Origin of the sequence: Butyricimonas hominis, from assembly GCF_014287455.1 — a bacterium.
Taxonomy (GTDB): domain Bacteria; phylum Bacteroidota; class Bacteroidia; order Bacteroidales; family Marinifilaceae; genus Butyricimonas; species Butyricimonas muris.
Genome location: NZ_JACOOH010000005.1, coordinates 359,928 through 385,111, shown reverse-complemented (window position 1 = coordinate 385,111; position 25,184 = coordinate 359,928). Strand labels below are relative to the sequence as shown.

The window sequence follows — 25,184 nt, the reverse complement described above, 5'->3', positions numbered from 1 at the left end:
GTCACATACCTTAAATTCATACATCAGTGCGCTTGTTTCGACAATGCCGCGAAAATATCGTCCAGCGAACTCTTCTCCGGTCGAATTTCCATCAATCGCCAGCGATTGCGGGAACTGGCTTCTATCAAGCGTTCCAACACGCCTTCCGCTTCCTCGAACGAGATGCGGAAACGTTGTCCTCCTAGCTCCTCTACGCCAGTCACACCCTCCACCTGCATCAACACCTCGGGAGCCGGGGCGTCCGCCAATTGTAGAAATATAGTACTCGGCACGATATAATTATCAAACTGGTCTACCGTCCCGGAGAACACCAACTTCCCTTGCTCGATCATCAACAGGTAGTCGCATATCGCATGTACTTCCCTCAAAATATGCGTGGAGAGAATCACCGTCCGCTCTTTCGCAATATCCTGTATCAAGCGACGAATATCCAAAATCTGATTCGGGTCCAACCCGTTTGTCGGCTCGTCAAACACCACCAAGGCAGGCTTATGCACGATAGCCTGTGCAATCCCCACCCGTTGCTGGTATCCCCCGGAAAGATTCTTGATCAACCGACTACGGAAATGCATAATAGAGCAACGCTCCATCACCTCCTCCACCGCCGATTTAATCTCTTTATCCGGCATCCGGCGCAAATAAGCCGAATGCGTCAAGTACTCCTCCACTGTCATGTCCGTGTACAAGGGTGCTTGCTGAGGCAAGAACCCGATATGTTTCTTCGCCTCCAAAGGTTCCAAACGCGTATCCGCACCATGAATAAGCACATTTCCTTCCGTTTGCTTCAACACCCCGCATATAATATTCATCACGGTCGATTTCCCCGCCCCGTTAGAGCCTAACAAACCGTATATACCTCTCTTCGGGATCTCGAAACTAATATCTTTGACAGCCCATTGCACACTGTAACGATGTGACAAATGTTCCACTTTTACGATAGCTTCTTCCATAAATATCTTTTATTTCTTTTTTATCATACCAAAATTTTCACACTCGCTTATCTTCCTCTCCGCCGGAACCAAATAAACACCCCGCATCCCAGCAGCAAGATCGGTAACCCGAATTTAAACCCGGCTTTAAATATCCTGTACCAAGCCATAGATATCGACACGGTTGAATCCTTCGTGTCCGGACGCCGCGTATCCAAGGGTACCTCACCGTATGACATCCAAAGAGCGCATCCCGCCAGCAAATTACCATTGGCAGCAGAAACCCCTCTCGTAATTACAAACTCGTTATTCGACAAACAATCGGCATCTCCCGTCACCATAATCCGTTGTTCCTTGTTTCCCACCTGACGGGTCAGCCCCACCGCAGTATTAAACACTTTGGACACCTCTCCCACTGCCGGATTAAATTTCACCGTGTCATCCACGAAATCGGTGGTTTCCAATTCTGTCCACACCGGACCGATCGTATCCGTTTTCAAGAAAGCTTCCACTTTGAACCCCTTATCCTCCACTTGCTCGATCCCCGCACAATTCTCGTGGGCAATCCGATAAGTAGATTTCATCTGGTACATCAAATCTTTCACCCGTTGGGTCGGAACCGTTGCCAAAAGGTTTGCCGTCGGTAAAGTTCCCTTGAACCGAACATCCGGTCCCACCAACAAAGGTGTCAATTCCAACCCGAAAAACTTACCCAACACCTTGTTTTGAGCCTCGCGGTGACTGGGTTCACCCATAAACATCAGGTTTCCACCCCGTTCAATATATTTCCCCAATACACTCTCCTCTTCCGGAGTCAACTCCGTGCGCATATCCGCAATCCACAATATATTAATATCTTTTGGTATATCTTTATCCAAGGTTATCTCCACCATATCAAATCCCTGGTTTACCAAGGAACCGCCATTCCATCTATGCGTCAACAAGTATCCCATGTCATACGGCACATCCCCGTACATACTTCTCTCCCGATGTCCCGTCACGAAACCGATCTTGGGCACATCCATAACCATACGTTTCAACGCCACGGCAGTCGCACCCTCTTCCAACAATCCTCTACCCGTGAAATCATGTAACCACTCTCTTTGTCCGTTCTCGCGGACTGCTTCCCGTATAAACTTATATCCTTGTGACGCCAAATCCGCCATCTTATCCACCTCAGCTCTCGACAACAACATCGTACTGTCCATCTCGTACACCTCGCACAATCGCCGGGCTTGCTGCCAAGCGGAAGGACGTCCCGGCATCCCCTCGTTCGGATCCGCATAATAATACACGACTTTCAACTCTGTTTCCGGCTTGAAACGTGTAAAGTGACGAGAAGCCTCTCGATTCTTCATGATAAAATGAGGATAAGCGTAAGTACCGTATCTCGAGTCAAGCACGTTCACGTAAGAAGTAATCGTCAATCCCCCATCCAATTTCCCCACGATCTCTTGAGCCACGGGAGTCAACGTGTTTTTTTTCGTGGAAGTCGTATCCGCGTAAGCTAACAATGCCGGACGTGACGAAATAAAAGCCACTAGGCAAACCAAAGCAATCACCGCGAGATTTTTGTAAAGCGTAATCGTGAATTTCTGTTTCTGGCGAATAGCATGCAAACGAATAATCGTCAACATCAGGAACAAAGCAATCACTGTCAAGAAATAAATCAAATCCTCGCTACAAAGCATACCACTAATAAAAGTATTCACACGTCCGTTCATCCCCAACCAATAGGTAATTTCCCGCACAAGGTCATACTGCTGTCCCCAGCCGCTCACCATACCCAACAACATCAACACGATAAACGTACCTACCGCTGAAATCACCTGATAAGAAGTCAAACTGGAAACAAATATACCCACCGCCATATAGGTACAGGTCAACAAAAATATTCCCAACAACCCGGTCAATATCCATGCCCACTCGAAGTTATCGATCGTGCACCAAGCAAACACGACATACACGAACAATATCAAGGTCAACAAAAACGCATACGCCACCATCGCCAAAAACTTTCCTAACACGATATGCGTGTTGCTGATCGGTGAAGAATACAATAATTTTATCGAACCGCTACTCAACTCCTTACTGATTACCCCCATCGTCAACAAGGGGATATACAAGTACAGGATTTTCACCACGCTCGGCCACAAACCCGATCCGCCGCCATGTCCCATAACAAATAAACGATAAGAACACCAATAAGTCCTCCCCGAATTTTCCACGTCAAGCACGAATCCCTCGAGCATACCCGTGTAAAAGAACACCGTCTGAAAAATAAAACACAATAACAATAACCAAGCGATAGGCGAATAAAAAAGCATCTGTAATTCCGTCTTCGCTATTTTATATATGGCTCTCATAATAAATCTCTTTAACGTTTAGCAATTAATTTCCCTTCTCGGTCAACTTGGCAAATATCGTATCCAGCGAATTTTTCTCCTGCCGAATCTCCTGCATCCGCCAATGCTGTTCGGTGCTCAGATCCACGAGGCGCTCGATCACCTCCTGCGCATCGGTAAAACGCACCCGGAATTGTTGTCCGCCCAAGTCCTCCACCCCGGTCACTCCTTCCACTTGCCCCAACACCTCGGCAGTAGGCGCATTAGCAAAGTGAACATATATCGTGTTCGGCACGATGTAATTGTCAAACTCGTCCACGGTACCGGAAAAAACCAACTTCCCGTGATCCATCATCAATATGTGGTCACAAGTAGCCTGCACCTCCGACAGGATATGCGTGGAGAGAATCACCGTGCGTTCTTCCGCAATACTCTTGATCAAACGACGAATTTCCACGATCTGGTTCGGGTCCAAACCGTTGGTTGGCTCGTCAAACACTACTAAGTCCGGCTTATGCACGATAGCCTGCGCAATACCTACCCGCTGCTGGTATCCTCCGGACAGATTCTTTAACAACCGCTTACGGAAGTGAGTGATGGCACAACGTTCCATAACCTCTTCCACCGCCTTCTTAATCTCCCGAGGTGCCATCCAACGCAAATCCGCCGCATGTGTCAAATACTCCTCTACCGTTAAATCCTGATATAAAGGAGGTTTCTGCGGCAAAAAACCGATATGCCGCTTGGCGGCAATCGTGTCCCGCTTCGTGTTCACACCCGCAATTATCACATCTCCCTCAGTCTGCTTCAACACCCCGCACATGATATTCATCACGGTCGATTTCCCCGCCCCGTTTGCACCCAGCAACCCGTAAATCCCGTGCTTGGGAATCTCAAAACTTACATCTCTCGCTGCCCACTGGATACTATACCGATGTGACAAACGTTCTACTTTTACGATAATCTCTTCCATAACACCGTTATATTTTTACATACAATACTCCCTAAAAGCATCGCCCGTCCCATCAAAAGACGGGCGATGCATCACATAAATGATCACTAAAAAATTAAACTAACATCAATCGTTTCCTTCTTCTCCCTCGGGTTCGAAACGCTCCGGGAAACGGATGCGGTCCAGATTTACACCGAAACTCTCGATATACTCAACCATAATCTCGTATTTTTGACGTACTTTATCAAATCCTCTTCGCGGATTTAACAAACCACGATAATCCATGTACGGCTGATTATCCCAAGATTTCCAATAAGCCTCCTCTTGTTCCAATTCTGCCAATGAATAACTCATTACCAAATTCAAATAAAACATAAAATCGTACTCTTTCATTTGATCCACCGAATAAATACTTTTTGCCGTTTGGATATTCAAATATCCTTGTGCAAAACAGTTCATCTTGGAAGCCGCATCAAAATCATTTGGATCAGAAGGATACATATTGCTATACGCCACATATTTAGAAACAGCAGCAAAGTCATCTTGAACAGTCATAATAGCCTTATTATACAATATATTCAAGAAAATCTTATGAAGTCCCCGCATAAATTCTGTTTTCACACCTTCCGTGATTTCAAAATCTTTTCTCGCTCCATTCAAAGCAATATAGTCGTATCCCCTATATACCATTAGTTCAATTGAATCACCACGTTCCATAATTCCCTCTAAACGATTATTATACCAACTTCCCTGCCACAACTCTGAGCACAAGAAAACTTTCAAAGGCATAGCTTCTTTTAATAAATCTCCCGAATAATAATCCAAGAAAAATTCTTGAAACATACCCAACACCGGAGCAACATAATCAGGATCGGCTTTCTTTGCTGTCAAATAACCTCCTAAATTAGGTTCAACTTGTTCTTCCCACCCGGTATTTGCCCAGTATAAATCCTTAACATCGTACTCATAAACTGTATAAAAACCATAGTCCTTAAACCATTGCACAATATCATCATCATATTCATGAGTTCCTTGCGGCAAAGAATACATCATCTCATTTCCCTCCGTGGGCACAATATCATCTTCATTATAACATCCTGTCCACAATGCCACACAAAAAAAGATAAATAATAAATATCTGAATTTCATAGTCATGTATTATTTGTTATTACCATTAACTATTTCTGTCAAGTTCGGATTTCTTCTCAACACCTCTCCGGGAATAGGTAACACGTACCGTGAATCATTTTTCTGCAAAACATATTTTGTTTCATGTCCGTTATCATTATCCAAGAAAATATGAGTAATCTCGGGCATACCCAAACGACGCAAGTCAAACCAACGATGATTCCCTTCATAACACAATTCCCGACGTCTCTCCCTTAAACAAAATTCCAACAATTCATCTGCATTAGTAAAATCAGCCATCGTCATATCCACATATCCTGCGCTTAAACGATTTCGACGCAATTCATTCAAATCGTTCAACGCCAAATAAGCATCTTCCTCATTATGTGTCTCTATATATTTACGGATATAAGCTTCTGCCCGATTCAAATACACTTCTGCCGTACGAATCCCGCCATTCACCCAATATGTTCCATTCACACCTTTTTTGGAGTTAACATAAATACCAGCATAGTCCCCCCACGTCGGTTTTACAAAATAAGCGAACGTATTAGACGTTACAATTCTCAAATCAGAAAGACCTTCCTTTATGTCATACAACACGTAAAGATCCAACAACTCTTCCGAGGGTGAACAAGGATACAAAGCCATGGTATCTTCATCTTTTTCAACACAACACCATAAGAGTTCCATAGGAGTTCTTGAATCATAAACACCACTTGAATAAGATGTTGCAGATTTCATCTCAAATAATTGAGGATGGATATCCAATACAGAATCAGCATAACAAATAACCTCATCCCACTTATTCATGTGAAGACAAACCCTTGACAAGAGTGCCCACCCTACCGGATAACGTAAACGCAACACATCATTGGATTGGGCTTCTTGCCCCTCTTTCATCAAACGTGTTCCCGTTTCCAAATCTTCCAATATTTGCTCGTAACACTCGGCAACAGAATTACGTTTAAATTTCTCATCTGTAACACCGGTATTCAATTTTAATGGTACTCCTGAATTTATAGTCGGATCACCATAATTATAGGGAACACCAAAAAAATTCACCAATATATAGTAATACAATCCGCGCAAAACATAACTTTCACCTTTAATATGAGCTTTTTTTACATCACTTCCTGCCATTTGGTCTATATACTCCAGTACCAAATTACAACCCATGATCCGTTCATACGGAACTTTCCAAAAAGAAATATCATTACCTCCCCCATCTTCATTAAACATGAGAAGGTCCCACCTAAAACGCCACATTTCATTCTCTTTCTGTGCTTGATAACCTGCTTCGACAATGTTACTTCTCACATTATCCGTGAATATTTCCGTTTTCCGATTCATCAAAGCTCCCATTTCCTCGGTCGGATAAGCACCGGATTCTAATATTTTTTCCATATCCGACACCGTCGAAGGACGAACTTCACTCTGACTCTGTTCCTCCAAAAAATCATCACACTGAATAAAACAAAGCGCCAGGAATAGTAAAAACAATTTTGATTTCATATTCGTATTCCTTTATTAATTAAAAACTTACACTAATTCCCAATGACATAGTTCTTTGCAAGGGTTGTCCCCCCAATGCTACTTCCGGATCGCGTCCCTTGAAATCTTTACTTCTAATTTGGAAAGGATTATTCAACGAGAACGACATACCGAGATGTTGTAATGTACCCGGTAACAATCTTTCCGGCAATGAATAAGAAAGCGATATACTGCCGCAACGCAAAAACCAAGCATCTACCACACGTGCCGTTGATTTAGCATACAAATCATAAGGATTATACTCCAAATCCACCACCTTTATATATCTGGCAGTAGTAATCATATTCGGTAACGCAGGCACATTAGTAATTTTCTCATCACCCGGCTTCCTCCAACGTTTCACCCACTCGGTAGACATATTTTCATACTCGCTCGGGATACTTTGCGTCATTTTTCCCATCGGAGCCAAAAAAGTTTGATTACCTACACTTAAATACAAACCACTGGACAACGACAATGTCTTGTAACGAATAGAAAAAGAAACTCCGCAATTAAAATCCGGTTCCATTTTCCCGGCGTAATCCATATAGAGCGTGGCATCCGTCTTTGCCTCTTCCAATTCCGCCCCCGTCAAATCAAACATTGGTCCCCCGTGTTCGGGATTCAAACCGGCAAAACGCATTGCCCAGAAACTGGATACTGCATACCCCTTTTTACTCAAATTACCGCTTGCGGCTTCTGTCCACTCGTGCGTTGGTTCAATACTTGATTCCAATTTATTATACACTTTCCCCATGTTAAAACCCAAAGAAACGATAAAATCTTTCCCTTTCACCGGAGTAAATCCAAAACTGGCATCCCAACCGGAATTAGACATCTCGCCACCATTAATAGGCCGAGTCGCCACTCCGTTTTCATACGGAACCTCCAAACTCGTCACCATGTCGGTTGTCTTCTTGTAATACCCATCAAACGAGAATGAAATTTTATTATCGAACAAACTACCACTGATACCATAGTTGATGTTCTGCGTTTTTTCCCACTTCAACTTCGGCGCAGGCAAATCCTTTACAGTCAAAGTATAATCATAAGTTTTCGGATCTTTACCAATTGTCGCAATCAAATACGGACTTACACTCTCCACCACATTTCCCTGATACCCGTAGGAAAAACGAAAATTCAGACCTCGCACAAAATTCTGGTTCTGCATCCAAGGCTCCATTTCCATATTCCAACGAAAGCCCAATGCCCACACAGGTTGAAAACGGGCACTTTTATCTTGCCCGAAACGATTGGAAGCATCTCCGCGAGCACTTACGTTAAACGCAAAACGGTCATCAAACATATATCCCAAAGTCACGTAATAAGACATTGTATTCGATTTACTGTCACTGATAGAAGGCGTCGTACGGAATAAATCACTAATATTTTGTGTACCTGAATAAAAAGGGGGTATGTTCACAATAACCTTACCTCTATCCGGCATATACCCGTAAGTTGTTTCCGAGGAACCTTTCCCCCGAGAACTTCTCAATTCGTACCCAAGAGCTGCCGTAACAGAGTGTTTTCCGTTAAATACCTTCACGAAATCCAATTGATTACGCCAACTCCATCCCACAGACCCACTCATAGACTGCGTCAACTCTCCTCCATGAGGAAGTTTAGAGGAATCATATTTAGCATCCCCCTTACTATATTCTTCAAAATTATACCCCCGCATATTGGCAATATAATTTGTCTGCTCCGTACGCCAAGTCTCTCCGTCCACACGGGAGTTACTATATGAACCGGACATAGAGTATGACAATGACTCCAAAATCTGCCAGCGCAAACTCAAACTAGCATTCAAAGAAGCTAATCTGTTCTCGTTTCCGCTATGTTTCAATTCATTCTCCATGTTAAACAAAAATCCGTTATCCTTATGTTCATAGAAAGATAACTCCCCATTGGCATCTTTATGCGGAATAGCCCTACTGGTCTTGGAAGCATATGCAAAAGGATCCTCCCCCACGAAAGCTGTTGTTTCCGACACACTACCGGCAAGTGAGGTTGATAACGAAATCTTCTCCCACAGACGGGCAGATACACTCACGTTACCCGTGTATTGAGTTTTACCGTTTCCTTTCGCCGTATTGTTATTATCACTCACACCGAAAGAAGCATGATATGTTGCCTGTTCCGTTCCCCCCGAGATACTTACCGTGTGATTGTGACTAATGGCATTTCTAAAAAATATTTTAAACCAATCCGTATTATTCTTTTCCAACTGTTTTGCCGCAGCAGTAAACTCTTCCAGAGTAATCTCCCGATTTCGATAAGCTTTCGCCAAAGCTGAATACCCGATATTCTGGTTCCCAGACAAAGGGATATTAGTTTCGTAAGCCTCACGGGAAACATCCACGCGTTGTTGCGAGTTCATCAACTCCAATTTATTATAATTCATTCGCGGAGAATACGACATTCCTCCAGAATAACTAATAGACATACGTCCCACTTTCCCCTTCTTAGTAGTAATCACAATTACCCCATTTGCGGCCTTCGTTCCGTAAATAGCCGTAGCAATAGCATCTTTCAACACCGTGATTGATTCGATATCTTTCGGGTTCAACCAAGAAATAGCACCTCCCACGAAATCGTTGATCATATCCGTGTTACTCGGATCCAAATTATTGAAATCATTCGTCTTGAACGGAAGAGGATCCTCTTGAATGATTCCATCTACCACCCACACAGGTTCAGCGTTACCCAACAACGTGGAAGTTCCCCGCACGCGTACTCTCTGGCGGGTCCCCGTCAAACCGCTACGATTGATTACCATCATTCCCGGAACTTTACCTTGCAAAGCCGATTCCAAAGTCCGCGTACCGTCCAACACCAAGTCATCCATATTCACCTTACTGATAGACCCCGCCGATGCTTTCTCTTTAAGCACCTGATACCCAGTAACGACCACCTCATCCAGCGCCGCCACGTCCTCTTCCAAACTCACGCGCAACATATCCTTCGCCCCCGAGAAAGCCACCTGTTTCGTCTTGTAACCGATACAAGAAAACTCCAGAGTCCCCTTCTCTACCGGCAACGAAATCGTGTACTTACCCTCGCTGTCTGTGGCAACACCCACTGTTGTCCCCACTAACTTTACGGTAGCACCCGGTATCGGTGCTTTGTTTATGTCCTGCACTTCACCCTTGAGCACCGTCGCTTTCACCTCCTTCGTCATGGGACGCTTGTAAATAATAATGGTTTCATCCACCTGTTTCCAAGTCAAATCCGTTTTCTTTAAACACTCGTCAAGAATCTCCCCCACCGTTTTTTGTTTCACGTCAAAGCTAATCTTGGTATAAGCCTTAACATCGTCAAGCTGGTAAGCGAAAGTCTGGTTACTTACCTCCCTCAACTTTTCAATTACCCGATCCAAAGACACGTTCTGCATCTTCAAATCAAATCGTTTCTCCTGTGCCTGTGCGTTCCCCGGGACACTCGACAAGAAAACAAAACCTAATAACAGGTACAAAAACCTGTGAACAAATGCAAGAGGGAATTTTATTACTCCTTTCTTGCAGGTGTAACCGTTTTTTTTCATAATTTTGAATTGAATTTTAAAATAACAACTAGTTCTCGCTCCGCGAGAATATAGAGAACGGGAAGTTTCGCGAGAACTTCCCGCTTTTCTATTCATTACGTCTTACTTCGATCACGTCATCTTTTTTAACAAAACAAATCTTTTTCGTGTTTTCTAGAATCTCCAGCACGCTGTCGATATCCTCGTAACGTTTCGTTTCCACGGAAAAAAGCATACTCCCGAGATCCCGGTCGTTAAAACGAACTGTCACGTCATACCAATCACTCAAAGCCCTCATGATCTCGAATAACGAACGCTCCTTGAAATAAAACCGGTCGTTCAACCATGCCGTATTGACATCCACATCCGCCTCCTGCACGCGGATACCTTTATCACCCGTGGCAATCACCCCCTCCTGCCCCGGGAGCAACACCACCGAATCCCGTGAATCACTCAAACACACGGAACCGCTGACCAACGTCGTACGACTCGGTTGTTCATTGTAACAGGAAATATTGAATTGCGTCCCCAATACCGTAACGCTATTATCCGCGAAATGAACGACAAAAGGTCTTGTATTGTCCGGGACAACCTCGAAATACGCCTCCCCCTCTATCCACACTTCCCGGGTCGTTCCGGTAAAAGGCACCCGATAACGAAGAACGGTATTCGTGTTCATCCGCACGTGGCTACCGTCGCCGAGCACCAACGAGAATTCCGCTTGCCGCGGCACCCGTATCGTGTGCCACACGGGTTCCTCCACGGCACCCGTATCCGTTGCGTAAGTTAACTCCTTCCCTTTCTGTTTCACGGCTACCTCGTTTTGACGTTGCAAACAATCGATCCCCGCGGAATCCAAAACATACTCTTTGTCACTCACGGAAATCGTCGGTAAATTACTCGCCACGGGCACAATCATCAAAGGTTTTACTTGCTTCTGAGTCGGGAAATACAACCACAACGCCACCGTCAATGCCGCCACCACGCAAACCGCAACTGCCGAATACCTCAACACGAGGCGACGTCCCCGTCCCTTGGACAAATACCTCTTCCGGAAAACCTCCCATTCCTCTTGCCCCGTCGGCTCCCAACACACACGGGGAAGATTTACCTCTATATCATCATAAAGTTCCTGTAAAGGCAATTCCTTCCCCGGGGCACGAACCTCCCCCTCTTCCCGGCTCACCTTCTCCTCCGCCAGACGCTTCGCGAATTGCCTCGCCAAATCTATTCGTTTTTCTATTTCACGCTTCATCGCACTTGTTTTAATACACATCATACGAAGAAGTCGAAAAAACGGGTGAATGGAAAATATAATTTAGATGAATATTTTCAACAGCACGGATACAATATACTGGTTACTAATCATTTCTCTCAACTTCTCATAAGCATTTTTTTTCAAAGTCTTTACCGTGTTGATCGAAACACTTAACTCGTCGGCGATCTCTTGCAGTGAATACCCCTGCAACGTGAGTGTGGCAATCTGCCGGGAACGTTCGGGCAACTTATTCACGGCCCCGCGCACGATCCGGTAAGTTTCATTACGCGTCACCTCGTCCAGAAAAAACTCCTCACCGTAAACCTCGTCCTTCAATTCCTGAAACTTACTCTCGATCACTTTTTGCAATCGCAAATGATCCAAACATTTATTCCGTGCCGACGTGTACAAAAAAGAAAGGATCTCCTTCTCCGAGAAAACCGGATTAAAATGATTCCAAAGCGAGAAAAACGAATCTTGGGCTACATCCCGTGCCAACTCCTCATCCTTTAGATAGGAGCTACAAAAATCCCGTATAGCTTGAAAATATTCAAGATATATCGTTTCAAATCGCTTTTGATTTTCAGATGTAACCATTACTCCTATCACCCGTATTACGTGACTTAACACGACAAAGGTATATATTTTCATCAATAACGCATCAAACAAAAAAGAAATTATAACTTTGAGTTTCAAAAAATATACTCGTGAACTATGATCGAAAAATTAGCCATCTATTTTATATTCTTACTCGTTATTCCGGACATCTATATTTACAAGCTATATATCAAACGGCATATCGCCAACCGACGTACCCGATTGCTGTGGTTCGTGCCGTCGGTTATCTTGATGCTTGGTCTTCTATGGATATTACTGTTTTCACGAGGCGGACACGGCGGACAATCTTTTATCGGGATTTTCACGATCACGTACCTTGCCATCGTGCTGCCAAAAGTGATTTTTTCCATTTGTTCGCTACTCGACCTGCCGACAAGATACACGCTGAAATTACAGTCCCATCCCTTCGCGTGGTTGGGTGTTGTCGCAGGAACCGCCACGATGTTGGTCATTTTGTACGGCACGTTTTGGGGACGGAAACAATTCGAGGTAAAACAGATCGTCTTCACGTCTCCCGATCTCCCCGCAGCTTTCGACGGCTACCGGGTGGCACAGGTTTCGGATATACACACCGGAAGCTGGCACGATAACCGGGAGGCGTTGCGAGAAGCAGTCGATCTCGTCAACGCCCAACGGGCAGACATCATCGTGTTCACGGGTGACCTTGTAAATAACGAGGCGACGGAGATCGATCCTTTCGAGGATATTCTCTCCCGCCTGCAAGCCCCCGACGGGGTGTATTCCGTACTCGGGAATCATGATTACAGCCCGTACCGTCATTGGGCGAGCAAGAAAGCTCGTGAAAAGAACCTGCAAGACATCAAGGAACGACAAGCCGCCATGGGGTGGTATCTACTTGACAATAAACACGTGATGCTGCACCGTGGTACGGATAGCATTGCCTTGATCGGTGTCGGGGACGATGGCGGACGTACTCTCGACCGATACAGCGATCTCCCTCTCGCCATGCGAGGCTCGGAACAAACCGCTTTCAAGCTGTTGTTGAGTCATACCCCCACGCACTGGCGTCGGGAAGTGCTCGACACGGACATCGATCTCACGCTTTCCGGGCACACGCACGCCATGCAATTCGCCCTCGGTCGCCTCTCTCCCTCCTCCCTCATGTACCCCGAATGGAGCGGACTATACATGGAAGGTTCGCGAGGTCTGTACGTCAACGTCGGGCTGGGATTCATCGGGCTTATGCCCTTGCGTTTCGGTGCATGGCCGGAAATCACGGTCATCACGCTGAAAAAAATGTAGGATTCAGAACCGAAGCAAGGCTGTAACTTAGCTCCTCCTCTGTTTATAGAGGAGGTGGCAGCGAAGCTGACGGAGGAGTTTGTGATCACGGTATTCAAGAACTCCCTCCCCCCTTCGGGGTATTGAGCCCGGAAACCGGTCTCGAACTGGCTCTCGCTCGGCAACAAGGAAGCAAGCTTCCCTGCTGCCCTCGCTTACTCGCCAGTTTCCCTCTATAAACAGAGGGAGAGCTAGTTACTCTCTCCGCTTCGGGAATCCTTTCATTTCAAATTCTAAATTTCCCGTTCCGGTGACACTTTTCGCCCGTTCGGGTGTTTTGAGTGAAACTAAAATCACAAAAGTATGTTATACCTTAAAACAATCACGTTATTATTCTTTTTACCGTTACTCGGTTGTACTTCCACGCCGCATGCGTGGCAGGGACAAGCAGGCAGTAAACGGATTTTTATCGAGTTACAAACTACACCGGAGGGAATAAACCGGGCTTTCCTGTCGCTCCCGGAACAATGGGTAAACAACGCAGAAGCGGATTCGCTCATCTTCTCCGACAAGGACATTCTGGCAATTGTCGAGCGGGACGGTATTCAGTTTGAAGGGACATTCCATTCCGGCAAGGATTCTATTCGGGCAAAAGTGACAACGTACGGGAAAACCCGGGAATTCAATCTTGGCAAGGTCGACAGTCTGCAACCTCTCTACTTCCCACAAAATCCCCGTCCCCCCTATCCTTACCGTTCCGAAGACATCACCTATACCTCGTGCGACTCCATACAGGTAGCGGGGACGTTGACCGTTCCGCGAGGGAAAGGACCTTTCCCGGCAGCGATTATCGTATCCGGCACCGGAAAGCAAGACCGTGACGGCACGTTCTCCGGTCACAAACCTTTCTTTCGCGTGGCCGATGAATTGACGAGGCGGGGATTTATTGTCCTGCGGACAGACGACCGGGGAACGGGACAGACAAACGGCATGTATGAAATGGCTACCACGAAAGATTTTGCCCGTGACGCGCAAGCAGGCATCGATTACTTGAAAACACGTCCCGAAACCGACAAAGAACATATCGGGGTTATCGGGCACAGCGAAGGCGGTCAAGTGGCATTTATACTTGGGGCAGAATCTCCCGATGTTTCATTCGTGGTTTCCCTCGCGGGTGTCGGCGTGGACGGTTTGCAGATTCTGGAATTGCAGAATAAAGCGATTCTTGAAACCACCCCGGGCATCACTTCCGCGCAAGTGGGACAGTTTATGGATTTATTCAACACTCTTTTTCAAATGGTACATTCCGTTCCTCTCGAGCAGCCTCTTGAACGCCCTCTACGTGCCGCTTTCGACAATTGGATATCCCGTCAGGACAAGGCGACTCTCGAAGCCGTAAACCTCACCGGCGGCAGGGAAGAATCCTTTTTCAGCCGCTACCTTTATCAGGCACAAAGTCGCTGGTATCGTGAAATGGTGCAATACAATCCTGCCGATTATATCCCGAGGATTACTTGTCCCGTGCTGGCTCTCTACGGCGACCGGGATATCATGGTTCCCTCTGACGAGAACCTTGCTTCGATAAAAAAACTGTTGGATGAAGGTGGCAATACCCGCTATAAAATCGTGGAACTCCCCGGCTTGAATCATATGTTCCAACGCTGTGTTACCGGAACACGGGAAGAAATACCCGATCTTGAAGATGTATTCTCGGAAGAAGCCTTACAAATACTGGGTGACTGGTTGGAAACCAATAAATAATAAAAACGGGAGAGTCGGTAACACTCTCCCGTTTCTATTCATTTCGTTTATTCCGCCTTTAATGTTTCTATCACGAAGCTAACCTCTTCCGCCAAAGCAGAGGGGCTACCCATGTACCCGCCCACGCTCCAACGCAGGTTTCCCTCTCCGTCAATAATCATCTTGTGGGGAATACCGGAGAATTTAAACGCCTTGCAATACGCGTCGTAAACAGCCGACCGAGTACCCGTTTGGGAATTCACGTTATCGACAAGCACGTCAAGAGAATAATTTTTCTCTTTCAGAAATTCCCTGATCTTCTGCCGGAAATCGGCTTTTGTTTCCATCGTGGCGATAAAATAGAAAGCCACGTCAGGATCATTCTTGTACTTGTTCTCCGCCATCTGCATTCCCGGCAAAGATGCTTTACAGGGAGCGCACCACGTTGCCCAGAAGTCCAACACGATAATCTTTCCTTTCATCTTGGAAAGATCAACCTTTTTCCCGTCCAAATCTTCCAAGGCATAAAGCGTGATCTTTTCTTTAATCATCGACTCTTTCAAATGCGCCTGCATCTCCTGCTGCTTTTCCCGTGACTTCAAAGAATTGACGTAAGCATCAAAATCCTTGTCATTCTTGTGTGTCTTCAAGTAATCGGCACGCAAAATATCCAACATTCCGGGAGTCACGGCATCTTCCCGAACCCCGGTAATGATAGTCGGGATCACGAGCGAGGAATAATCATTCTTCTGCAACAACTGCACGTACAGTTCGTTGTAAACGGCTGACTTGTAAGCGTAAATATCCTTTATCTCCTCCATCAGTTCCAAGGCTTCGGCAGGTGACCCGGTGGCAGCCAGCACGGAAGCATGGGCAAGAATCATGTCTTTTCCTCTGGCGAGCAGTTGCTGTTTCCATTCCCGGTCGGAATACACCCGGGCAGAACCCTCGCGGGGACGGGTCATCACCTCGTCATAGATCAACTTCGCGAAAGGCAATACCTGTTCCGGCGTCCGCTGGTTCGTGCTCAAAGGTACTTGTACCATATGCCAGTAAAAGGTGAGCAACAAATTCTGGGGCACATCATGAATATACTTGTACAACTGGCTGTAATCGTCCTTCTTGATAATAGGCTGATAAACCACCGATTGGAATATCTTACCAAGGTACATACCGGTCATTTCCGTTTCCGTGTCACGGAATTTCTCCACGGGAAAACGCTTCAGAAATGCCTCGAACTCGGGCGTCTTCGCGTCCGGATCACTAATTCTGAATATACGCCATATCTCCCGGTCACGAGCGAGAATCCCGTCAGGGTATTCCTTTAATATACGCTGTTCCACGGCGGCGGCAACCGCTGTATCCTTAACGATATTCCGGGCAACTTCCAATGCTTTCAAGAGGGTTTCCTCGTCCACCTCGGGCAAGTTCACGATAAAATTCACGTCGCTCAACATCTGCTCGTGTTTCTCTCCCGGCATCATTTGATTCAATAACTTGGCAGCGTAATAAAACACGTACCGCCGTGCTCCCGGATCTTTCAGTAACTGTTGATTAAGCCAGAAACGCATCACGTCATCATCAATATAAGCCTCCTCCTCGCAATAACCGGGTAAGGATTCCAACTTCTTGTTGCGCAGCATACCCCACCCGATGTACGACGTGGGCAAGTTCCGCCCGTCCCGGTCGAAAGTCATCGTGGCATAAGTCGCACGTCCGCCCGAATCCTGCTTGTCACCCGCGTAAAATTTACATACCACTAATGCGCACCGGTCAGGAATCATGCAAGTAGCCTCCCAAGCCGTGTCGTTTTTCACCAGATTCAAGTCTTCCGCCTCCCAGCGCAGATCCTGCCAGTAATAGACCGTCCCGTGAACAGTCTCTTCCCCGGCAAGCGAAGTCAACGAGTTATCATACGTGAACTTCACCTCCTGCCCCACGACAGGCACTAGCGGGATAATATGAAACGGTCTGCGATTTTGTGCGCTCAAAGCGCACGAGATAAACAGAAGTACCACGATACTTCCTAACAATGTGATTTTTTTCATACAATACGAATTATAATTAAGTCTATAAAGTCCATAAGGTCTATAAAGTCTATAAAGTCATCGTGTCCTTCGGAGTCCATGGACTTTCGACTTTATGGACATTACAGACCTTACAGACTCTTTATTCTATCTGCCCGATCTCCGGGTTTTCCTCCAAGTACAACTCGCCCATCGGGAACGTGTAGCGTACCGCACCGGGTTGTAAAGTATAAGTAGTACCTTTAAACACGCGGGTAACGGTCTGTGTCGGGAAATCGGGATCGTTCGTCAGACGGCGTTGATCCATCCAGCGCAACCCGCGACACATCAACTCTTTCCGTCGCTCTTGCAACACGTGTCCCAAAGCCTCGGTCGCAGTCGCGGCACTTAACGTATAGTACTCGTCCGGGGAGAAACGATATTCCCGCAAAGTGTTCAGGATATTCATCGCCTCCGTCGTCTTTCCCTCGCGAGCCCAACATTCCGCTTCAATCAACATCATTTCCGGCACGGAGGGACCCATGCTACGGGATTCATACTTCGGGTAACTACTATTATACAAATGATTCTTGAAATAGATCCGTCCCGTGTACTCCACGCCTAACTCGGACATCGGTCTGGTGAAATACAAGTAACGCAGGTCATAATCCCGGTCAAACAAGTTCAACAAACCATCACTCAACACAAGATCAACGGCACTATAAGAAGTTAACGAGAAAGTCGTTCTCGGCATCTTGGCAAGTATCACTTCCTTGTCCTTCAAGTTTTCCGGGTAAGTTACCGCATCACCGATATAAAGATTCAGATTCTCCAGTCCACTCTGCAACTTCAACGCTTCCACTGCATTAGCCTTTGCCTCCGTGTAATTCCCCATCAGCAAATAAGCCCTCGCTTTCAAGGCGTAAACGGCACATTTACTCGGGTAGAAATTGAACTGCGGTACGTCCGGCAGATACTCGAAAGCATCGTTCAAATCACTGATAATCTGCTCGTATACCCTCTCCACGGACGCACGGGGCAAAGAACCCTCCACGCGGGGAGTCGTCAATAAAGGCACCCCCTGATCGGTCGCAGCAGTCGCAGTGTTATAGGGCTTACCGTACACGTTCACCAATGCCAGATAAGCATCGGCACGATGCACGAGCGCCTCGGCACGAATCGATAGTTTCTCTGCCTGCGTTCCGTTTTTACTACCCATCACCTCATCGATCACCACGTTACAATTATAAATCACTTGATAAACGGCATTCATCTCCTGATCATTTTCCGACTGACTGTAAATCTCGTCCGCCCACGTGTATATCGGGATAAACTTATCCGTTTCGTATACAGCGTTCTGCTGCGTTTCATCGGACATATTGATGTCATCCGAAGCCACATCATGGTACGCGAGCGTGTACTTGAAATTCTCCGTGTTATTCATTAGGTAACGGTAATTCACCGTTTCCTCCGGGATCAATTTCCCCTTCGTCTTGATATCCACCCAATCCGAGCAGGCGGAAAGCGAACAGGAAAGCCCGACAACCAAACTCAATAATATATTTTTGTTCATATCGTTCATGCTTTAGAAGTTAAGGTTTAACGAGAAATTATAAGACGGCGTGGGTGACATGGTCAAGTTACGACTGTTCGGGATAAAGTCGGGGTCGATACCCGCGTTATTCTTTTTCCAGATCATCCCCACGTTGTTTGCGCTGAAACCGACAGACCCGCTATTGATCATGAGTTTATTCAACCACTTGGACGGGATATTATAAGTCAATGAAATCTCTCTCAACCTGATATGATCTCCTTTCTCGATATGTATATCCGCACCTCGGTAGCGCACGAAACTATTCGCATTCGTTCCGATACGGGGCACGTTTGTAGTCGCTTCATCGCCTGCCTCTCGCCACCGTTTTGCCATATCCTCGTTAATCTCGTAATACGTGTTTCTCCCCCCTGCCTGTTGGGCGATCGTCGGTTTCTGGAAGATATATCCCAGTTTATAAGTTATACCCACGTAAAGCGACACCCCTTTATACGAGAAGGTATTGAAGAACCCGCCAAAATACTTGGGAGTCAAAGTTCCCACGTACACGAGGTCATCATTTGTCACGTTCTCTGTCGATTTGACGATCTCCCCGTCCGCATTGTACACTTGTGAATCCCCGTTCTCGTCCAGACCTGCCCAACGGTAAGCCCAGAAGTTGCTCATGTTATACCCTTCCAACATGCGACCGCTACCGCCACCACTGGAGTAGAAATAAGACGACATCTCGTAAGGCGAAGATTTCACCTCGTTCGTGTTATAGGAGTATGTGAGGCTTGCCTCATACCTGAAATCTCCTTTCTGTACGATAGTCCCGTTCAACGCCACATCCAAACCTTTACCGTTTACTTTTGCCGCGTTACGGGAAAGCGTGTACATCGACGAAGCGTTTGCCCCGAATATCGGGTTAATCACGTAATCCGCGAATAAATCCCTCGAATATTTGCGATACAATTCGATAGAACCGGAAAGCCTGTTATTCAGCACGGCAAAGTCCAAACCGAAATTCAACACGCCTGTTTTCTCCCAACGCACGGAAGGATTCGCCGCAAAGTTAATACTGGAAGAAGGCAATTGCGTGTACCCGTCATTACCCGTCGTCAAGGATATCTGCGTGAACGGATACTGATTCTGGTCAATATTCCCGTTATACCCGTAGGTGGCACGGAAAGTCAACTTGTTCAACCATCCCGCGTTATCCAATATGAAATCCTCTCTGCCGATATGCCATGCCAACCCGGTCGACCACATCGGGGTAGCCCGGTATTTCCGGTCAACACCGAAATTATTGTAGTCATCATATCTCACGCTACCTGTCAACACGTATTTACTCATCAACGTGTACGACACGTTCCCGTAATATGACAGGAAACGGCGTTGCAAATCCTGTTCCGGGCTGCCCTCGTTCAAGTAAGAAGTCCACCCCCATATATTCGTGTAGGGATTCGTTATCTGGGAAGCCGACTGCAAGGTCTGTCCGTTGTAACCGTAATACCATGCGCTGCTCTGCCACATTCTGGTTTCGCGGAATTCCATCCCCGCCAATGCGGATATTTGATGAATCTCGTCAATCGTGTTATTGTAATTCAATTGCCCCCGCAAACTATAATTCCGGGAATCCGTGTGAGAAAGGTTCAACAATCCGCCATCGGGAAGCCCGTGTGTCAATTCACCCGTGCTCTCGTTATATCGCGTGGCATAATTATACCTGTCACGTGAAGCGTAAGTATCCTCGTTCTCGAGATTTCTGGTTCTCGCGTTCGTTTTCTCGTACATGAACGATCCGTCCAACGCCAATCCCTTCACGCCCGGAACCGGAATATTCAATCCCATTGTCAGCGAAACAGCTTGCTCCTTCCGCGTATTATCCATGTTATCCAACTCGTCAAGATAATTATACTTCCAGTTCTTGTATCCCTGTTCCTCTTTCTCCTTCACGAAATCCTCTTCATACCGGTAATAATCCACCCGGTTGCCATTATCATCCACGAGTTGATTATACGGCATCAAAGGCAGTATACCCAGCGACGCCTGCATCGCAGAAAGTCCCAGACCGTTGTTCTTGATATTGATCAACGAAGCCCTCAAACCCGTGGTCAATGTCGCCCAATTCATAATCTTGAAATTCAAATTGGAAGTCAACGTGAAACGGTCACCTTGCTCGCCTTTCGTGTTTGACTGTTCATTCGCGTAAGAAGCCGACAAGAAATAAGACATCTGCTCGGAAGCCCCGCTGAATGACAGGTTATACTGTTGCGAGAAAGCCGGTTGCAATAAATACTTTTTCACGTCACGGTATGACTTGCGGCTTGCCAATTTCTCCAACTGTGCATCCGCGTCCGCTTGAGTAATCACGCCGTCCTTGGCATCCAGCAAAATCTTCGCCGCGTCCGAGATAGCGTATCCCGCCCCCCATGCCGAACTTACCGGGCGAGTGATATAACCTTTCTCCACCATCTCCCGCTCGTAATCAATCATCTCCGCCGAATTCATCACGGGCAACGAACTGAAACGCGGTGAACCCGACGTCATGATATTCATTCCGAAACTCACCGCCGTACCCGGTCTGCCGTTTTTCTTTCCTTTTTTCGTTTCGATAACGATCACCCCGTTAGCCGCACGGGCACCCCAGATAGAAGCGGCGGCCGCATCTTTCAGGAAAGTGATCGACTCCACGTCATTCGGGTTCAGACCTTTCAATTCCATATCTGTCGGGAATCCGTCAACAACAAGCAACGGGCGAGCCATCGCATCCGAGAAACTACTTCTTCCCCGGATATTCATCGAAATATTGTTCTGTTCCTCCAGTTGCCCGTCCGAACGGTTAGACCCGTACAGGAATGTCATGTCCGAATTTTTGATATCCACATACACGCCGGGGACTACACCTTCCAAACGGTTCAGTATATTCGGGCTGGGACGTTTCTCCAATTCCTTGGCAGTAACCACGCCGAATGATCCCGTGGCACGCTCTTTAGGCAAGCGGGTATATCCCGTCGATACCACGACCACCTCGTCCAGCGACTCGGTAGCTTCTTTCATCTGCACCGTGACCGGCGTGTCGTCACTCACGGCCATCATCCGGGACTCGAAGCCAATCATCGTGAAAAGCAAGGTATCGCCTTTGCTGCACAATGCCAAGAACTTTCCATCCACGTCAGACACGAAACCGACCGTCGTCCCCTTGATTAAAATATTCACGCCGGGCAAGGGTAATCCCTTCTCGTCGGTCACCTTACCGGAAACCCTCAAATCGTTCCTTCCCGTCTGGGCGGTCACCCGTGCGGGAGATATCACCACCGTATTATCCACGATCGAGAAAGTCAAACCGGTTCCCCGCAAACAATATTCAAGTACCGTCTTCACGTCCGTGTTCGTGAAATCGGGATTCAAATTCACGATAGTACCCACCTTCGCATCATTGTACAAGAAGGTCAAGTTCGTCTGTTTCTGTATCTCTTTAGCTATTCCCGTGAACGTGCTGTTCTGCATCTTTATCGTCACGTTCTGCGCCGTAACGGCGAACGACGACAAGAAGAGGAAAACAACCGTCAATTTCATCATCAGTTGGTTTTTTAATAACCATAAACCTCCCGGAAGAGACTTATTCTGGTTCTTCTTCATAACGTAAATTATTAATTTTAAATGGTTCACACTCTCGTTCCCCCGTGGCCATCGGGGCAACTCTACTCAGTAGTTATATAGACATCATTTCCTTTAATCTCGAACCGTGCATCTCCTGTCAGTCCCAACATTTCCACCACACGGGAGAAATTATCGTATCGTCTTAAATCACCCGATAAAGAAATCCGTTTCGCCTCCTCGTCCTTGAACACTACCCGGATATCGTACCATCGTTCCAACGTTCGCATGATCTCTTCCAGCGGTCGTCGCACGAACACGAATCGTCCGTCTTTCCAACTGGTAAAATCCCGTACCTCCACCTCCCGTTTCACCATATCACCCGACAAAGCATCCACTTCCACCTGTTCGCCCGGTTTTATGCTTATCGTGTTGTCACCCCCCGTGATACATACCGAACCCTCGGCAAGCGTCGTCAAGGAGTGTCCCTCTTCGGGATAAGCCCGCACGTTGAACGATGTTCCCAGCACCGTCACCGCCGAACTCATGAATTGCACGATAAACGGCTTCTTGGCATCCTTCGCTACCTCGAAATACGCCTCTCCCTGCACGAACACCCTTCGTTCCTTCGTCCCGAAAGCTACCGGGTACTGGATTGAAGTCGCCGAGTTCAGCCACACTTTCGTCCCGTCGGATAACGTCAGGCAGAACTCCCCGCCCCGCGGTATTTCCAGTTTATTATACACGAGAGCGCTGTTCCCGGAAATACCCGCGTAAGTCAGCCCCGACGTCGAGGCATCGATCCGCATGCCGTCCGCGATAATCGTGCTGTCGGAATACTCCTGTCCCAACATGATCGTGTTCCCATCGCCCGTCGTCAACACCGCCTTGCTCGTTCCCGGCAAAATGGTCGCGGCGGCGGCATAATTCGTCGCGGGCACGCTCTCTTTCCCGAGACCGATATAAAGTACAATCGCTATCGTGAGCGGTAGAACAACAGCCGCCACACGAGCCACACGAAACAACAGCCTCCTCGAGCGGCATTGTTGGAATTTCCTTTGTAGAAAACGCCCGTAAGCAACACGAAAATCGAACGTTTCCCACAATTCCGTCCCGTCAGTATAAAAGCTTCCGGAGGTCATTTCTTGAAAAGCCGCCTCGTTATCACGTGACGCTTGCCGCCAGTCGGAAAGTATCTTTTCCTCCTGCCCGGACAATTCGCCCCGCAGACTCTTCCTTATCAATCGTGCTATTTCAAATGCCTCTTTCATTTCTTTATCTTTTACGGACTAAAAACAACCGAGTGACAAAAAAGTGTCACCGAAATGTCATTTCCCGCAATTTTAACAATTGGATAGAATCAAAAGGATAGCCGTGATATCACTTAATCTATTCTTTAAGAATTGCTTACCACGCTTTTTATGAGATTTCACCGAGTCAATCGAAAGATTCAATTTTTCCGCTATCTCCGCGTTATCGAACCCCTCCATGACCAGTTGAAATACTTTGCCCGTCTGCTCCGGCAAGTCTTCGATCGCCTCCGAAAGCAACATCAATAACTCCTGCTCCACGATCTGGTTGAAAAAGAAGGTTGTCTTCTCCTTCTCGTCCATCAAAGACACGTACTCTTGTTCAATACGAACGTGTTTCAAGTAATTCAGACACTGGTTCTTCGTCACCAGATACAAGTAAGATTTCAAGGCAACTACCGCCTCGAATGTCGGCTTGTCCGTGTATAATTTGAAGAAAATTTCCTGCACGATGTCTTCCGCCGCAGCCGCGTCATTCACGAACCCCGTGGCAAAAGCACAGAGTGGGGCATAATATTTCTCGAACAGCACCTTGTAAGCACCGTCTTCCCCAGCCTTCAATCCCCGCAGCCATTCTATTTCTTCCCGTTCTGACATAAATTTATTCGTGTCCTGTACATCGTTTGGATTTACAAATATAAAGAAAGAATTTTGATTCCCCGCCCTACTTGTCCCAAAAAACGATTAAAACGATATCCGACTCACGAGGTATTTGATCTTGTACCACTCCTCCTGTAAAACGGCAAACCTCTTTACCTAGCTCTCTAATCACATTCTGTAACACTCCCATAATCTTTTGTAATTTTTAATTGTATTCCAAAAGTACATCCCGGAACGCCCTTTACCAACCAAATTATCCGAATGCCCCGATTTATCATCTGAATCCCCGGAAAATTTATCTAAACAAAACTTCCCTTGAAAGGTCACCTCACAAGAACGATTAACTACTCTTATCTTCTATATCCCTTCATTCTATTGCACCTTCTTCTTGCGCTTTAATTCCCAGAACAGGAAACACCCGAACACCTCTTCCCGGTAAAGTGGACTCACGGGCAACACCCGATCTGCAATGCAGATCGCCTTACCTATAAATCCCTCCACTTCCCGAAGATTCACGATATAACTCCGGTGAATCCGGCGGAACATATCCCTCGGCAACCAAGGTTCCACCACTAAAAGAGGATAGGCGATCGAAAGCCGGGGCTTATCCCGACGATAAATATAACTATAACACCCCGAAGCCTCCACGTACAAGACTTCCGAGTAAAAACACTTCTCCATACGTTCTCCCTGACGTACAAAAAAACAATCTCCCACGAGACGTTGCGATTGATCATTCGTTTCTTTCATAACTTCCTGATTTTATATCTCGCGAAATGACCTTTTCACCTGCAAACGCCCCATGTGGCGAAACTCTAAAAAATAACAAACCCCGGGCACTACTCCCGGGGTATATCATCAACTCA

The 25,184-nt window shown here is 46.6% G+C and carries 16 protein-coding genes; 2 read left to right on the top strand and 14 right to left on the bottom strand.

Going from position 1 to position 25,184, the window contains the following annotated elements:
- Nucleotides 1-23 precede the first annotated feature (23 nt).
- The 8 genes from H8S64_RS13050 to H8S64_RS13015 form a co-directional block, all read right to left on the bottom strand.
- Complete coding sequence (locus H8S64_RS13050) at nucleotides 24-950, bottom strand: ABC transporter ATP-binding protein (protein ID WP_186976476.1); 927 nt, start codon at nucleotides 948-950, stop codon at nucleotides 24-26.
- A gap of 47 nt (nucleotides 951-997) precedes the next feature.
- The gene (locus H8S64_RS13045) at nucleotides 998-3,295 is read right to left on the bottom strand and encodes a Gldg family protein (RefSeq protein WP_186976474.1); all 2,298 of its coding nucleotides are present in this window, start codon (nucleotides 3,293-3,295) and stop codon (nucleotides 998-1,000) included.
- A gap of 25 nt (nucleotides 3,296-3,320) precedes the next feature.
- On the bottom strand, nucleotides 3,321-4,247 hold the full coding sequence (locus H8S64_RS13040) for an ABC transporter ATP-binding protein (RefSeq protein ID WP_186976471.1): 927 nt from the start codon (nucleotides 4,245-4,247) through the stop codon (nucleotides 3,321-3,323).
- A 105-nt stretch (nucleotides 4,248-4,352) separates the two neighbouring features.
- On the bottom strand, nucleotides 4,353-5,375 hold the full coding sequence (locus H8S64_RS13035; RefSeq protein WP_186976469.1) for a hypothetical protein: 1,023 nt from the start codon (nucleotides 5,373-5,375) through the stop codon (nucleotides 4,353-4,355).
- 9 nt (nucleotides 5,376-5,384) lie between these two features.
- Nucleotides 5,385-6,869, bottom strand: coding sequence for a RagB/SusD family nutrient uptake outer membrane protein (locus tag H8S64_RS13030; protein WP_186976467.1), 1,485 nt, complete (start codon nucleotides 6,867-6,869; stop codon nucleotides 5,385-5,387).
- Between the two features lie 19 nt (nucleotides 6,870-6,888).
- Entirely contained in the window at nucleotides 6,889-10,431 is a 3,543-nt protein-coding gene (locus tag H8S64_RS13025; protein WP_186976465.1) for a SusC/RagA family TonB-linked outer membrane protein, read from the bottom strand.
- An 88-nt stretch (nucleotides 10,432-10,519) separates the two neighbouring features.
- The gene (locus H8S64_RS13020) at nucleotides 10,520-11,665 is read right to left on the bottom strand and encodes a FecR family protein (protein WP_176555119.1); all 1,146 of its coding nucleotides are present in this window, start codon (nucleotides 11,663-11,665) and stop codon (nucleotides 10,520-10,522) included.
- Nucleotides 11,666-11,728: 63 nt separating this feature from the next.
- Nucleotides 11,729-12,319, bottom strand: a complete 591-nt coding sequence (locus H8S64_RS13015; RefSeq protein WP_141560989.1) for an RNA polymerase sigma factor — start codon at nucleotides 12,317-12,319, stop codon at nucleotides 11,729-11,731.
- Between the two features lie 63 nt (nucleotides 12,320-12,382).
- On the opposite strand from H8S64_RS13015, the gene H8S64_RS13010 reads away from it, so the two are divergent.
- Together H8S64_RS13010 and H8S64_RS13005 are read left to right on the top strand one after the other, a co-directional pair.
- On the top strand, nucleotides 12,383-13,549 hold the full coding sequence (locus H8S64_RS13010) for a metallophosphoesterase (RefSeq protein WP_186976463.1): 1,167 nt from the start codon (nucleotides 12,383-12,385) through the stop codon (nucleotides 13,547-13,549).
- A 342-nt stretch (nucleotides 13,550-13,891) separates the two neighbouring features.
- Nucleotides 13,892-15,289: an alpha/beta hydrolase family protein gene (locus H8S64_RS13005; RefSeq protein ID WP_186976461.1), complete on the top strand. Its 1,398-nt coding sequence runs from the start codon at nucleotides 13,892-13,894 to the stop codon at nucleotides 15,287-15,289.
- A 47-nt stretch (nucleotides 15,290-15,336) separates the two neighbouring features.
- On the opposite strand, the gene H8S64_RS13000 is transcribed toward H8S64_RS13005, so the two are convergent.
- From H8S64_RS13000 to H8S64_RS12975, 6 genes are all read right to left on the bottom strand, one after another.
- Entirely contained in the window at nucleotides 15,337-17,316 is a 1,980-nt protein-coding gene (locus H8S64_RS13000) for a TlpA disulfide reductase family protein (protein ID WP_186976459.1), read from the bottom strand.
- 121 nt (nucleotides 17,317-17,437) lie between these two features.
- Nucleotides 17,438-18,847: a RagB/SusD family nutrient uptake outer membrane protein gene (locus H8S64_RS12995; RefSeq protein ID WP_186976457.1), complete on the bottom strand. Its 1,410-nt coding sequence runs from the start codon at nucleotides 18,845-18,847 to the stop codon at nucleotides 17,438-17,440.
- 12 nt (nucleotides 18,848-18,859) lie between these two features.
- Nucleotides 18,860-22,450, bottom strand: coding sequence for a SusC/RagA family TonB-linked outer membrane protein (locus H8S64_RS12990; protein WP_186976455.1), 3,591 nt, complete (start codon nucleotides 22,448-22,450; stop codon nucleotides 18,860-18,862).
- A 62-nt stretch (nucleotides 22,451-22,512) separates the two neighbouring features.
- Nucleotides 22,513-23,679 carry a FecR family protein gene (locus tag H8S64_RS12985; protein ID WP_186976453.1) on the bottom strand — a complete coding sequence of 389 codons (1,167 nt, stop codon included), beginning with the start codon at nucleotides 23,677-23,679 and terminating at the stop codon, nucleotides 22,513-22,515.
- 72 nt (nucleotides 23,680-23,751) lie between these two features.
- Complete coding sequence (locus H8S64_RS12980) at nucleotides 23,752-24,315, bottom strand: RNA polymerase sigma-70 factor (RefSeq protein WP_186976451.1); 564 nt, start codon at nucleotides 24,313-24,315, stop codon at nucleotides 23,752-23,754.
- Nucleotides 24,316-24,690: 375 nt separating this feature from the next.
- Nucleotides 24,691-25,068: a LytR/AlgR family response regulator transcription factor gene (locus H8S64_RS12975; protein ID WP_099293413.1), complete on the bottom strand. Its 378-nt coding sequence runs from the start codon at nucleotides 25,066-25,068 to the stop codon at nucleotides 24,691-24,693.
- Nucleotides 25,069-25,184: the final 116 nt, after the last annotated feature.